This window comes from Pseudodesulfovibrio sp. 5S69 (genome assembly GCF_037094465.1).
In the GTDB taxonomy this organism is placed as follows: Bacteria; Desulfobacterota; Desulfovibrionia; order Desulfovibrionales; family Desulfovibrionaceae; genus Pseudodesulfovibrio; species Pseudodesulfovibrio methanolicus.
The window spans coordinates 3,737,124-3,750,705 of sequence record NZ_CP146609.1 but is presented as its reverse complement, the minus strand read 5'-3'; the positions used below and the strand labels follow the sequence as shown (position 1 = coordinate 3,750,705).

General features: G+C 65.7%; 9 protein-coding genes. 6 read left to right on the top strand and 3 right to left on the bottom strand.

Annotated elements, in window-relative coordinates; genetic code table 11:
- Positions 1–42 precede the first annotated feature (42 nt).
- Together glpK and V8V93_RS17540 are read left to right on the top strand one after the other, a co-directional pair.
- The gene (gene glpK / locus V8V93_RS17545) at positions 43–1,554 is read left to right on the top strand and encodes a glycerol kinase GlpK (protein ID WP_338667934.1); all 1,512 of its coding nucleotides are present in this window, start codon (positions 43–45) and stop codon (positions 1,552–1,554) included.
- 21 nt (positions 1,555–1,575) lie between these two features.
- Entirely contained in the window at positions 1,576–2,694 is a 1,119-nt protein-coding gene (locus tag V8V93_RS17540) for an acyltransferase family protein (protein WP_338667933.1), read from the top strand.
- A 7-nt stretch (positions 2,695–2,701) separates the two neighbouring features.
- Here V8V93_RS17540 and V8V93_RS17535 read toward each other — a convergent pair whose 3' ends face one another.
- Together V8V93_RS17535 and V8V93_RS17530 are read right to left on the bottom strand one after the other, a co-directional pair.
- Positions 2,702–3,856, bottom strand: a complete 1,155-nt coding sequence (locus V8V93_RS17535) for an iron-containing alcohol dehydrogenase (protein ID WP_338667932.1) — start codon at positions 3,854–3,856, stop codon at positions 2,702–2,704.
- Between the two features lie 124 nt (positions 3,857–3,980).
- Positions 3,981–5,279 carry a (Fe-S)-binding protein gene (locus V8V93_RS17530; RefSeq protein ID WP_338667931.1) on the bottom strand — a complete coding sequence of 433 codons (1,299 nt, stop codon included), beginning with the start codon at positions 5,277–5,279 and terminating at the stop codon, positions 3,981–3,983.
- Between the two features lie 240 nt (positions 5,280–5,519).
- On the opposite strand from V8V93_RS17530, the gene V8V93_RS17525 reads away from it, so the two are divergent.
- The 4 genes from V8V93_RS17525 (at position 5,520) to V8V93_RS17510 (ending at position 11,240) form a co-directional block, all read left to right on the top strand.
- Complete coding sequence (locus tag V8V93_RS17525; RefSeq protein ID WP_338667930.1) at positions 5,520–5,873, top strand: DHCW motif cupin fold protein; 354 nt, start codon at positions 5,520–5,522, stop codon at positions 5,871–5,873.
- A gap of 329 nt (positions 5,874–6,202) precedes the next feature.
- A complete protein-coding gene (locus V8V93_RS17520) occupies positions 6,203–8,341 on the top strand; it encodes an AsmA-like C-terminal region-containing protein (protein ID WP_338667929.1) in 2,139 nt (712 codons plus the stop codon).
- 14 nt (positions 8,342–8,355) lie between these two features.
- Positions 8,356–10,671, top strand: coding sequence for a hypothetical protein (locus V8V93_RS17515; RefSeq protein WP_338667928.1), 2,316 nt, complete (start codon positions 8,356–8,358; stop codon positions 10,669–10,671).
- 107 nt (positions 10,672–10,778) lie between these two features.
- Positions 10,779–11,240 (top strand): tetratricopeptide repeat protein, encoded by a 462-nt coding sequence (locus V8V93_RS17510; RefSeq protein WP_338667927.1) that lies wholly within the window; start codon positions 10,779–10,781, stop codon positions 11,238–11,240.
- 260 nt (positions 11,241–11,500) lie between these two features.
- On the opposite strand, the gene V8V93_RS17505 is transcribed toward V8V93_RS17510, so the two are convergent.
- Complete coding sequence (locus V8V93_RS17505; protein ID WP_338667926.1) at positions 11,501–13,582, bottom strand: ankyrin repeat domain-containing protein; 2,082 nt, start codon at positions 13,580–13,582, stop codon at positions 11,501–11,503.

Sequence of the window (13,582 nt, the reverse complement as noted above, 5' to 3'; positions counted from 1 at the left end):
TGCGGGGGAATCCCCATACCGTGAGCACAAGGAGCAGGAATTATGGCCAGATACGTCGGAGCCGTCGACTCGGGAACCACCAGCAGCCGGTTCATCATCTTTGACGAGCGGGGCCGCATCGTCGGCCAGGACCAGAAGGAGCACCGCCAGATCTACCCCAGGCCCGGCTGGGTGGAGCACGACCCCATGGAGATTTGGCACAACACCGGGGAGGTCATCCGGGGCGCACTGACCAAGTCCGGGCTCAAAGGGGGCGACCTGGCCGCCATCGGCATCACCAACCAGCGCGAGACCACCGTGGTCTGGGACCGCTGTACGGGCGAGCCCTTCTACAACGCCATCGTCTGGCAGTGCACCCGGACCCACGACATATGCAAGGGGTTGACCGAGGAGGGCGGCCAGGACCGCTTCCGCGAGGCCACCGGCCTGCCCGTGGCGACCTACTTTTCCGGCCCCAAGATCCGTTGGATTCTCGACAACGTGCCCGAGGCCAAGGCGGCCGCGGACCGGGGCGACGCCCTGTTCGGGACCATCGAGACCTGGATCATCTGGTGGTTGACCGGCGGGCCCAAGGGGGGGGCGCACGTGACCGACGTGACCAACGCCAGCCGGACCATGCTCATGGACTTGAAGACCCTGGCCTGGGACGAGGAGATCATGAAGATCCTGGGCGTGCCCATGAGCGGGCTGGCCCGCATCGTGCCCTCGTCCGACGAAGGGACCTGGGGGCCGACCTCGGAGAGCGGCCCTCTGGGCGCGCGCGTGCCGGTCTGCGGCGCGGTGGGCGACCAGCAGGCCGCCCTGGTGGGCCAGACCTGCTTCGCGCCCGGCCAGGCCAAGAACACCTACGGCACCGGCTGCTTCCTGCTCATGCACACCGGGCACGAGCCCATCCAGTCCCGGCACGGGCTGATCACCACCCTGGCCTACCAGTTCTCCAACCGCAAGCCGTCCTACTGCCTGGAAGGGTCCATCGCCATCGCCGGGGCCCTGGTCCAGTGGCTGCGCGACAACCTCAAGATGTTCGAGTCCGCGCCCGAGATCGAGGCCCTGGCCGCCAAGGTCGAGGACACCGGCGGTTCGTACATCGTGCCAGCCTTCTCCGGCCTGTACGCCCCGTACTGGCGGCCCGACGCGCGCGGCGTCATGGTCGGGCTGACCCGGTACATCAACCGCAACCACATCGCCCGGGCCGTGCTCGAAGCCACGGCCTACCAGACCAAGGACATCGTCGAGGCCATGAACCGGGATTCGGGCGTGGAGCTCAAGTCCCTCAAAGCGGACGGCGGCATGGTCTACAACGAACTGCTCATGCAGTTCCAGTCCGATATCCTCAACGTGCCGGTGGTCCGCCCCAAGGTGGCCGAGACCACCTGCCTGGGCGCGGCCTATGCCGCGGGCATCGCCTCGGGCTTCTGGTCCGGGCGCGAGGAGCTCTACAACAACTGGGAAGAGGACAAGACCTGGCAGCCGAACATGGACGAGAAGGACCGCGCCGAGAAGTACGCCGGGTGGAAGAAGGCCGTCGAGCGGACCCTGGGTTGGGTGGAGTAGGCAGACGACGAAGGAGGCGAGATGACGAGCGAAGCGAGATCGGCCGGGCGCATCCCCATGCTGGACGTGGCCCGGTTCCTGGGCATGTTCCTGGTCTACTACGGGCACGCCGTGGAGCGGATCATGTACCTCCAGAGCCCGGTGGCCACGGCCCAGTACAAGTTCATCTACTCCTTCCACATGCCGTTCTTCTTCCTGCTGGCCGGGTTCACCCTGGCCCCGGAAAAATCGCGCCTGCGGGTGGGCCGCTTCCTCAAGCGGCTGGCCGCCTCCCGGCTGGTGCCCTACGTTGCCTTCTCGGCCCTGTTGTTGGGCCTGAGTCTGCTCTTTGCCGGGCATTTCCCGCTGCTCGACCTGACCAAGGGGGAGGGATACCTCAAGGGGCTGTGGTACACGCTCCTGGGTTTCCCCCTGTTCAACGTGCCCCTGTGGTTCCTGGCCACCCTGGTCGTGGTGGAGATCATCCACTTCGCGGTGGGCCGCTTCCTGGACTCCAATCTGAAGATCATCGCGGCGGCCGTGGCCTGCTACCTGGGCGGGTACTACCTGACCCTGCACGTCATGCTCCTGCCCGGACCGACCTACTGGCTCATCCCGGAGGCCCCGGTGTCCTATGCCTTCTATCTGGTGGGGGTGCTCATGCGCAGGGAGTCCGTGCTCATCGGCGGGCAGCCCCGCTGGCGGTTCCTGGCCGGGGCCGGGCTGTGCCTGCTCGGCGTCGTCCTGACCTTCGACCTCAACCAGGGCCCGTTCCGCGTCTTCCAGGCCGTGGTCGTCGTGGCCTCGGGGCACGGCAACGTGCTGCTCTTCCCCCTGACCGCCCTGATAGGGAGCCTGTTCCTGCTGCTGGCGGCCCGGAGCGTCGGGGCCAACCGGTTCCTGATGTTCCTGGGGGAGAACGTGCTCATCCTGTTCTGCCTGAACGGGGTCTTCTACCACTACTTCAACGGCCCGTTCGCGGACTGGTACGTGCGCACCTTCCCGGACCACTGGGCGGCCGTGACCGCCGTGACGTTCGGCTTCACGGTGCTCTCGCTCGCGGCCTGCCTGCCCGCCATCTGGCTGCTCAAGCGCTACCTGCCGCAACTGGTGGGCAAGCCTCGCACTAAGGGGCCGTTGCTGCCGCGCCTGGTCTCGTGAACCGACCCTACCAGGCCTTCTCCAGAATCCCGATCAATTCGTCGCGGGTCAACTCCACGGGGTTGCCCCGCATGCTGCTCGCCTTGGCCGCCAGATCGGCCAGCAGGCCGAAGTCCCCGCGCTCGACGCCCAGCTCCCCGAGGGTGGGGATGGACAGATCTTCGCACAGTTCGCGCACCCAGGCCGCGCCGTCCTCGGCGTCGCAGGCCACGTCCGCGGTCAGCATGACCGCGACCTCGCGGTAGGCGTGCAGGGACGGGGAGTCGGGGTCGCGCTCGCGCAGGGCGCGCAGGTTGGCCTCCATGACGTGGGGCAGCAGGGCGGCGCAGACCGCGCCGTGGGGCGCGTGGCTTCTGCCGCCGATGGGGGCGGCGAATCCGTGCACCGCGCCGAGCCCCGCGTTGGCCAGGCAGATGCCGGACAGCAGGGCGGCCAGGGCCATGTCCTCGCGGGCCGACATGTCCTCTCCGTCCTCGAAGGCCAGGGGCAGGGCCGTGGCCGCGCGCATGAGCCCCTCCCGGCACAGGGCGTCGGTCATGGGCGTACCCTTGCGGGTGACGAAGGCCTCCAGGAGCTGGGTCAGGGCGTCCATGCCCGTGGCCGCCGTGACCTGGGGCGGCATGGACGCCGCCAACTGCGGGTCTACCACGGCCAGGTCCGCGATCATCGCGGTGGAGCGCAGGCTGACCTTGACCCCATGCTCACGGCTGAGGAGCACGCCGTTGGCCGTGACCTCGGAGCCCGTGCCCGAGGTGGTCGGTGCGGTGATCAGGGGCACGGGTCGCTTGTCCAGCGGCTTCCCCCGGCCGACGACCTCCAGGTATTCATAGATGTCGTCCGTGTTGGTGATCAGCGCGGCCACGACCTTGGCCGTGTCCATGACCGAGCCGCCGCCCAGCCCGATGACCACGTCGCAGCCCGCCTCGCGGGCCGCCTCGGCGGCCTTGGCCGCGCCCTCGGTGTCCGGTTCGCCGGAGACCGGCACGACCAGCGGTTCACGCAGGGTTTGCGTCAACCCGTCGATAAGCCATTGGGCGCGCTCGGGATGACCGCCCGTGACCAGGCAGGGACGGCTGCCCAGGGTCCCGGCCAGCTCCGGGATGCGCCGGGCCGCGCCGGTTGCAAAGAGGATTTTCGAGGCCGTGGCAAAGGTGAACTGCATGGGATCTCCGGGTTGAGGTCGGTTGAAACGGCAGGGTAGCACCGGGCTTTGCCCAATCGCAAGAAAAAGCCCCGGACCGTAACGCGGACCGGGGCCATTTTCGCCGGTGAATCGGTGAAACGGATCAGTCGAGCTCCACACCCAAGGATTTCCACTGGGCCGCGGCCTCGGCTTCGGCCCGCTCGACGCGCTCCCGGTCCCACGGCTCGATGACCAGGGCCTCGGCCACCAACTGCCAGAGGTATTTCACCTCGTACTTGCGGTCCTGGTAGAACTTGGGGATGCGGCGCATGAGCTGGTCGCGGCAGTTGGAGCAGCCCACGACCACCACGTCGGCCCCGCTGTCCTCGATCTGCTGCTGCTTGATCCGGGCGTGCCAGGCCGATTGTTTCTCATAGGGCAGGGGCCACAGGCCGCCGCCCGCGCCGCAGCAGTAGTTCTTCTCGCGGTTGGGGGTCAGCTCCACGAAGTCGTCCACGCACTGTTGCATGATCCAGCGCGGTTCCTCGAAATACCCCTTGCCGAAGGTGCGCTGCAACTCGCGGCCGTGTTTGCAGGAGTCGTGGAAGGTGAATTTGCGGCCCGCGTGCACCGACTTGTCGAGCTTGATGCGGCCGTCGCGGATGACCTCGATGAGGTAGTCATAGAGGTAGAGGAAATCCACCCGGTTCGCCGGGTTCTCCTCGGCCAGTCTGGCCATGCCCTTGCGCGCCCCGTAGGAGCCGCCGCCGCAGTCCGGCATGATCATCCGCCGGATGTCGTGCTCCTTCATGTACTCGATCTTGCGCCGGGCCAGCTCCTTGTTGCCTTCCTCGTTGCCGGTGAACAGGGCCCAGTCCACGGCCTCCCAGTTCTTGCCGGGCACGGTCCAGTTCTCCCTGGCCGCGTAGAAGATCTTCCACCACCAGAACTGGTCCTCGAAGTCACCGTACACTTCCTTGGAGTTGGGGAAGAACAGGGTGTCCGCGCCCTGTTTGTCGATGGGCACGTAAAAGCCGGGGCATTCCTCCTCGGCCAGTTCGTTGCCCAGGTCGGCCATGGATTCGAAATACTCCTGCTGCGGGATGGCCAGGTTGTTGCCGGTCTCCAGGTTGTTGACCATGCCCTTGTGCAGGGAGCCCGGCACCTGGTCGCGGGGCCGGAGCCCCTTGAGCTTGCCCATGAGCGAGGTGATGTCGATGCCGCCGGGACAGGCCCCGGTGCACCGGCCGCAGCCCGTGCACAACCAGGGGAAGGCCGAGGCCACGACTTCTTCGATCAGCCCGTTGGCCAGCATGCGCATGACCTTGCGCGCATCCAGGCCGTCCAGCCCCGGCGCGCCGGTGGTCGGGCAGACGTTGGCGCAGGTGCCGCAGACCAGGCAATTGGAGAAATTATAGTCGGCCAGGAATTCCGAGCCGTTGCACGTCGTTTTACGTTGCATTTCCGTTCCTCGCTTGAAGCGAAATCCTCCAGGGTCGGGGTCCGGGAAAGCCCCGATCCGCCCCGAACGGAAATCCCCCCTACCTGAGAGTCCCCGCCAAGTCAAAAGGGTGATTTTGCAGGTGCGTGGGGGTCGCAGCACGTATCGGGCAACGCGGTGACGTGACCGGCAAGGCTTGCGCAATCCGGCGGTTTGAGTATCGTCTTGTGAACGCATGACAAATATCCGCAAGGAGAAGCGATGAGCGACAAGAATATTCCGTTCCAATCCATCGACTGGTCCACGGTCCCCCGTACGGAACACAAGGGGGAAACGGGCATCGCCTACTGGCAGACGTTGCAATTCAACGGCCTGCGGGTCCGAATCGTCGAGTATTCCAAGGGGTACAAGGCGGACCACTGGTGCGCGAAGGGGCACATCGTCCATTGCCTGGAGGGCGAGGTGGTCAATGAACGGCAAGGCGCGCCCAGTTCGACCCTGAAGCCGGGCATGTCCTACATCGTCTCCGACGAGCTGAGTTCCCACCGGTCGGTAACCGAGACCGGGGTAAAGCTGCTCATCATCGACGGCGATTTCCTGAAGCTGAAATCCTGACCGGGCATCCCGCGTCCGTCCTCCCCGGCCCGGAGCGAACGGCGCCCCGGGGCCGTCGTGTGAATTCCCGCCTGTTCGAGAACTGACGGTTGAGGCTTGGGAGATTTATCTCTCAAGCCTTTTTCGCGGGACATGTCCGCTCGTCCTCTCCCCGCGCAAAGTGTGGGTGCGGGGACGGCGGTCCGCCCCTCGCTTTACCCGTCGTATTTGTTATTCCACGTTTACGGGGTTTTCCTTATCCGTGGTCGTGGACGTTCAATCGGTATTGTATTACTGAATAAAATCACGGTGATCACGATGGTTGCAACTGTTGCGAAAGGGAGTCGGGCATGAATCGGAGTGTGGTGTTTCTCTGGGGGCCGCTGGCCACGCTGGCCGTGCTTGCCGGGGGGCTCGTACTGGTGCGGGTCTATCTGGCGGAGGCCACGGAACTCCTGGTGGCGGAGCTGACCGGCGCGGGGGCGCGGGTCGAGCGCATGGACGTGTCCTGGCTGCCGCCGTCCGTGACCCTGTACGGGCTCAAACTCGATACGGGAGCCGAGCGGATCGAGGCCCCGCGCATCGAACTGTATCCCGATCTCTCCGGCATCCTGCACGGCGAGGTGAGGCTTTCCCGCGCCGTGCTCGACCGGCCCCTGATCCGGGCCGCCTTGTCCGGCGGCGGCCCCGGCCGGAGTGTGAACCCGGCCCTGCTGCCGCAATCCCTGAGCCTCCACGATGCCGCCTTTGTCGCGGACCGGGACGGCACCCCGGTCGCCTTTTCCGTCGATCTCGAAAAAGAGGCGGTCGGCATCGGTTTCGTGGTCAGGAACGCCGAGGTGCCCGAGTTCGGTCTGCACTTTGCCGGTACCGTGGAGATGCGCTCCACGGCGCCCTTGGCCCTGACCGTGGAGGCCCGGCAGGGCACGTTCAACCCGGCGAAGCTGTTCGATTTCCTGCGCCGCTTCGACTACCTCGACGAGGCGTGGACGGCCATGTTCGCGGGGACGGAGCGGATCGCCGCACGGGAGTTCCGGCTCGATTTCGATGCGAAGACCGGTGCCGCGTCATTCGTCGCCCGGTCCCTGGCCCTGGACGACAGCACGTTGGCCGACTTCGACGTCGGGGTCGACCCCAAGGGCGGGTGGACCCTTGCCTGCAAGGAGGGGACGCTCGACGCGGCGCAGATGGCGGCGCTCCTCACAGCCCACCCGGACGGCGGGAGGGCCTTTGCCGACGGCCTGGAGGGGCTCGGGCTGAGGACTCTGGCCGCCGAGGGCGTGGTCGGCCTGGACGGGGTGCGGGTCCGGAGCGCGGGCGGCCGGGCCAAGCCCGCCGGGAGCCTGTCGCTGTCCTCCCCTTCCCTCAAGCTCTCCCTGGTGTCGGAAAAGGGCGAAACCCAGGACGTCACGTTGAAGGATCTCGCCGGGACCGTGACCTTGAAGAACGGTCGGGCCATGGTCAGCGTCGACCGGCTGGAGTTCGCGTCCTCAGCCGGGGGCACGGGGGCGCTGGCCGGGGAATCGCCCGTCCCTTTCGTGCTGGCCGGGACTCGCTTCAAGGCCGAGGCCCGGCGGCTCGATTGGTTCGGGACGGTTCTTGACGGCACCGCGAGCAAAGGCAAGGGGCGGCAGATCGATTTCGATTTCACGGCTTCCGGCTCCGGAACCCAGGTCGCGGCCCGGGGGCTTGCGCGCGCCGGGTACGGCGGGGCGGGCGTTTGGGCCGCGGTGTTCGACGACCTGGTGATCAGGACCGCTGAGGCCGGGCGGAGCGACGACGCCGAGCCCTTTGATTTCGGGTTCGTCCGCGACAGCGTCCTGTCCGGTAAGATCGTTGCAAGACGGCTGCAATACAATGACCTGCCGGTCGTCCGCGATCTGTCCGCGCGGGTCGCCTCGGCCGACGGCAAGGTCGTGGCCAAGGGCCGGGGCAGGCTGTGCCTGATGCGGGTGGGCCTGGAGCTGGCCCTGGTTCCCGACTCCCTGACCGCGAACGTCGCCGTCACCGGGAACGGTGTGCAACTGCCGGGCGTGCTCGGCTGTTTCGTGGACGAGCTTCCCGTCTACCTCCGGGGGCGGCTGAGCGTGCAGGCGCTATTTTCCGTGCGCGGCCGCAGCCTCGGGGAAGTGCGCGAATCGTTGCGCGGGGACGTGGTCGCGCGGTTGCGGGACATGCAGGTTCTCAAGTTGTCCAACCTCGACAGGCGGCTCGGGTTTTTCATCGCGATCATGAACGCGGTCGACCTGAAACCGGACATGGGCGATACGCTCCCCTTTCGGGACGGGACGGTCCTCGCCTCGGTCCGGGGCGATGCGCTGGAGCTCAAGACCGTCCGCTTCGGCGGAAGCAGGGTCTCGGTCGACGGGAAAGGCAGTTTTGATATGGCGGACAAGCGGCTGCGCCTCGGCGCGCGCGTTGCCACCCCGTTCGGCATGAGCAGGGATGTGTCCATCGACATGGTTTTGTCCGAGGAGAAATCATCGTGAACAGGGTGTACGGAATGCGGAATGTTGTGCTGACGGTGGTTGTCTGCCTGGCGCTGGCGTCCTGTCTGGCCGGCAGAAAGGCCGAGGGGCCGGGGGCCTATGCCATGGAGCAGGACGTGCCCCAGGTCGTGGCCGTGCTCCCCGCGAGCGTGGCCCAGGCCGAGGCGGCAACGGAGAGCCGGAAGGTAGACCCCGAGGAAGCCGGGTTCGTCGGCGGGCTGGCCCGCAACGTGCTGCACAACCATCTGGCGGGCAAGGGATACCGGCCTCTGCTGATCCAGGCGGTGGACCGCAAGCTGCATGACCACCCGGAGTGGCGGACCATGGAGCCGAAGGCGTTGTGCAGGCTTCTGGGCGTGCAGGGGGTGGTTTACGTGGACATCTCCGGCTGGGCCATGGTCAACGTGGCCGCCGTGGAAAATTTCATGCTCAGCGCGGGGGCCCGCATGGTGGACGCCTCCGGGCGCGAGATCGGCTCCTGGACCGAGACCGCGGACAAGCGCAAGTTCTCCATCCCGGTGAGCCTGGGCGGCATCGCCAGCACCCTGGTGGGCGCGTTCCTGAGCGATTCGCCGCAGAAGCAGTTCCGCCACGTGGTCTATGACTGGGGCTGGAAGATGGCCCAGATCATGCCCGATTGCCTGGAAGGGCAGAGCCTGCCGGAGATCATGCTCGTGGACAGCAACGTCGACGTGGGAACCTTCGGCGTGGGCGACAGGGTGGCGGTCAAGGTCTTTGCCGAAAAGGACCTGGTCGGCTCGTTCGACATCGGCGACTTCCGCCGGGGCATCCCGCTCAAGATGGTCGGCGAGGGCGAGTACGAGGGCGTCTACGTGGTCCGCGAGGGCGACCGGACGGCGGGCCAACCCCTGACCGTGCGCGTGGCCCGCCTGAACGGGGCCGAGCGGGAGTGGACCGAGGCCGGGGCCCTGGTCGCCCTGGACGGCGTACCGCCCGAGGCCCCGGAAAAGGCGGTCTTCAGGGCCGAGAGCGACGGCGTGCACATGGGCTGGCGACTGCCGTCCGGCGAGGAGGTCGCGGCCTTCGTGGTGGAGCGCAACGACAACCCCGTCGGGGAGTTCACGCGCATCGCCCGCATCGAGGACGCCGCCTTCGTGGACGGCGATGTGGAGCAGGGCCGGACCTATTACTACCGCATCCGCTCCGAAGACGGAGCGCGCAACCTTTCCAGGCCCGGTACGCCCGCCGAGGTGGTCATGCCCCGTTTCGACGAATTGGCCGTGGGCGGGGAGCTGACCGGCACGCTCATCACCGGCAACTACCGTGTCGAGCGTGATGCCGTGGTCCCGGCGGACCAGGCCCTGACCGTCATGCGCGGTTCAAAGCTTACCTTTGCCGACGGGGTGGGCCTGACCGTGCTCGGCAGGCTGGCGGTCGAGGGCGAAAAGGATGCCCCGGTGGTCCTGACCGGCGGCACGTGGCGCGGCATTACGGTGGAGGAGGGCGGCGCGGCCGACCTGTCCGGGGCTGCCCTGTCCGGCTGTGCGCCCGCCGTGTCCGGCTCGGGATCATTGCGCATGGAAGACGTCGATGCCCACGGCGCGGGCGGCGACGGCCTGGTCCTGTCCGGCGGCGTGTTCGAACTGCGCGACGTGGACCTGACCGGCTGGACGCGGGCCCTGTCCGTGGACGGCGGCGAGGGCGTCCTGGCCGAATCCTCCCTGACCGGCAACGGGACCGGCGTGGCCTACGCGGGCGGCGAGCTTGTCCTGGACCACAACAACATCCATCAGAACGAGCGCAACATCGACGCCCGCAGGCAACTGGCCGTGCGCGCGAACTTCCTGGGCGCGACCACGGCGGACAAGGCCGGGGTGTCCGAGCAGGTCATCCTCAAGAGCGTGCTCGACGCCCCCTATCCCGACGGCAAGGTGCTGGCCCTCATGGAGGACGAGGACCTGTCGGCGGAGCAGATCGCCAAGCGGCTGGAGGAGCACAAGGCGTGCGGCATCGAGCTCTTCAACCGGCGCAAGTACGGCGACGCCCTGGTGGAGCTGGCCCGGTCCGCGCGCTACGGGGCCGACCGGGACGTGAGCCTCTACACCGCCTACGCACTGATGGAACTGGGCCAGAACGACCGGGCCGGAAAGACCCTGGAAGCCGCGACCGGCACGTTTCCCTATGACTTCCGGCTGCGCCAGGTCTACGTCCGTTACCTGCTCGGCGCGGGTCGCGACGGCAAGGCCCTGGCCGTGGTGGACGAGGCCCTGCGCATGGACCCCGGCAACGAGAATCTCAAGTTCCTGAAGGAATATGTGGTCGAGGAAGTCGGAAAAATGCGCTCGGAGGCAGGCCGCGGGGCACGATGAGAAGGCGAAAGGCCGACCGCTTCCTTCCGGTAGCCGTCAAAAGAGCCGTTCGACGCCGGGTATGCCGGGAAGATCGCGGCGCCGGTTGATGAAAAAGGAGAATTGTCGTGAAAAGAGTGTTGGTCCTGTCGCTGTTGGCTTTTTTTCCCCTGATGTCCGCGTGTTCGCCTCATCCGCCGGCGGATCCATTGGTGGCGGGCGTACTGAGTGATAATATCGGCCAGCATTCCATGGCCCAGGACTTCTTCGAGGAAGCGGCGAATAACGGGGACCCCAGGGGGGCATATCGGCTGGGAGAAAGGGCGGAGAAGGGAATCGGCGGGAAGAAGAATATGGCCGCCGCCGTGAGATGGTACCGGGAGGCCCAGAAACTCGGGTACCCGCAAGCGGACTTCAAGCTGGGCGTCCTCTACATCGAGGGCAAGGGAGTCCCCAAGGACGCGGGCATGGCTGCGGAGCATTTTTCACGGGCGGCAAAGGGCGGGAGCCCCTATGGCGCCATATACATGAGCATGCTTTGCCTTGACGGAAACGGGGTCGAAAAGGATTCCGTCCAAGCGTACCTTTGAGCGAATCAGGCGATCAAGCTGTGCGATGAGACCAAAGACGGGAACGTGGCCCGCGATCTGGCGGAAGACAAGCTGATGCGAAAGGTCCTCGGGACGATGTCCCCGGCGGAGCTTGCCAAAGCGAAGGAACTCGCCCCAACCTGGGAACCCTCGCTGTAGGGAATTCCGGGCGGGCGCTTCCGCCGCCGATACGGCCGGGCCCCGCGCCTTGCGTCAAATCTGGGCCGTGTCGACGGCTTCTCCCGGCCCGGGTTCCTCGGCTACTTCTTTTCGGGCCCCCCGTTCATCATGAAATGGACAAGGTCCGAATGGGGGCCGTACTGGCCCCTGGCCCGGTTCAGCGGCGTGCCCCCGAAGTCGCTCTTGGCGTTGCTGTCCGCTCCGGCGAGGATCAAGAGCTTGATGGTTTCAGTGTGATCGTATTCAACAGCCTTGTGGAGCGGCGTGACTCCCCATCCGTCGGTGACGGTCACATCTGCCCCCGACCGGATCAGATAATTGGTTATTTCAGGATGATTGGACATGCCCAGAAAAAGGACGGAATGACCTCTGCCGTCTTTTGCGTTGATATCCGCACCGCTTGAAACAATGAGTTTGATCAGGTCGAGGCTTCGGCTTTCAATCGCCAGGCCCACCACGGGCATGCCGTCCTTGCTTTTGGCGTTGACGTCCGCGCCGCTGTCGAGCAAGAGCCGAATCAGCCGCAAGTCGTTTTCCTTCTTGATGACGAGCGTCAATGCTTCGTCCGGCAGAGAGGCCCCTTTTTGCAGCAGGTACCGTACGACCTGGAACTGTTCTTCGCTTCCCCGGAATTGATCCAACCCGTAGTACAGGGGGGTGTGGCCCCGGCCGTCCGTCGAATTCACGGGAGCTCCGGCTTCGACGAGGAGTTTGACCATATTGAGGTCACATCGTTCCGCAGCCTCGTGCAGGGGCGTCCCCTCTTGCCGGCAGGCATTGCCGCCGGAGACCATGGCGCCATGGTCGATGAGAAATTGCGTGGTGATCAAATCGCCTTTATCGGCCGACACGAACAGGGCGGTCTTGCCGGAGGGATCGGCCTTGTTGATGTCCGCGCCACGGGAAAGGAGCAGGCCCAGGGTCGCCAGATCCCCTTTTCCGGCGGCGTCGAAAAGAACGGTACGCCCCGCGGCCGTGGTTTTGTTTATATCCGCTCCACGGGAAAGGAGAAAAGCCATGGCCGCCTGGTCTCCTTCCCCGGCTGCGTCAAAAAGAACGGTGCGCCCCGCGACCGTGGCCGCATTGACATCCGCACCGTTGTGAATGAGACATTCCGCCACATCCAGATGGTTATTGGACACGGCCAGATACAGCGGTGTTTTACCCGTTGTTTCACGCTGATCGATGGCCACGCCCTGCGCCAGGAAAAATCGGGTCAACTCCAGGTCCCCACGGGACGCGGCAATGTGCAGCACGTTCGAGCCGTCTATTTTTCTCGCCGTGACCCGAAGCCCCTTGGACATCAGGAATTCGACGGCTTCGATTTTCCCCGCCTTTGCGGCCTCGTGCAGGGGGGTCGACCAGTTCGCGGCCTGCGCGTTGATGTCCGCTCCCCGATCCAGCAGAAGCTGAATGAGTCCGACATCCCCCTGTTTCGCCGCCAGAAAAAGGGGAGTCCCATCCCAGGATGGGGCATTCACGGCCGCTCCCCTTTGCAGCAGATACTCGATGACGGATCGCCTGTCGTTGATGATCGCCCTGTGCAGCGCCGTGGTGGAACGGGAGTCCGCCGCATTCACATCGGCTCCCGCTTCCACCAGGAGCCTGACGCATTCCAGGCAGCCGTCATAGGCCGCTACAAGCAGCGGGATGTGATTGCGGGAATCCGTTGAAGACGGGGAGACTCCCCGGTCGATACAAAATCTAATCGCCTGCGGGTTCCCTGAAAGGGTGGCCGCATGCAGGACGGTCTGGTGATCGTCGCCCGAGATCGCAAGGATATCCGCTCCCTGGTCGATGAGCCTGCGCATTTCGTCGGTGTCCCCGTCTAGGGCGGCGGCAAACAATGCTTTGGTCTCCGGCGAAAGCTCCTCGGAACCGGCACCGTTTTGGAGAAATCGGTTTATGGAACCGATGCTCGGCTTGCAACCCGTAAGGAATACGGCGACGGACAGGCATACGAATAAGAACGGAATCCTCTTGGGCATGACTCTCCAAACTGCGGTGAGGTGTTTCAAAGGTCCTTCGGCGAACATCGCCTTTAAAATATAATTCAGGCGGTTCCGTGTCGGCCGCGTCCAGTGGATAGGTCCGTCGGGCGCATGTCCGCCGGAGATTTTTGCTTGGCCGTCTCTCCTTGACCGGTACAGGTGTCCGGCCAT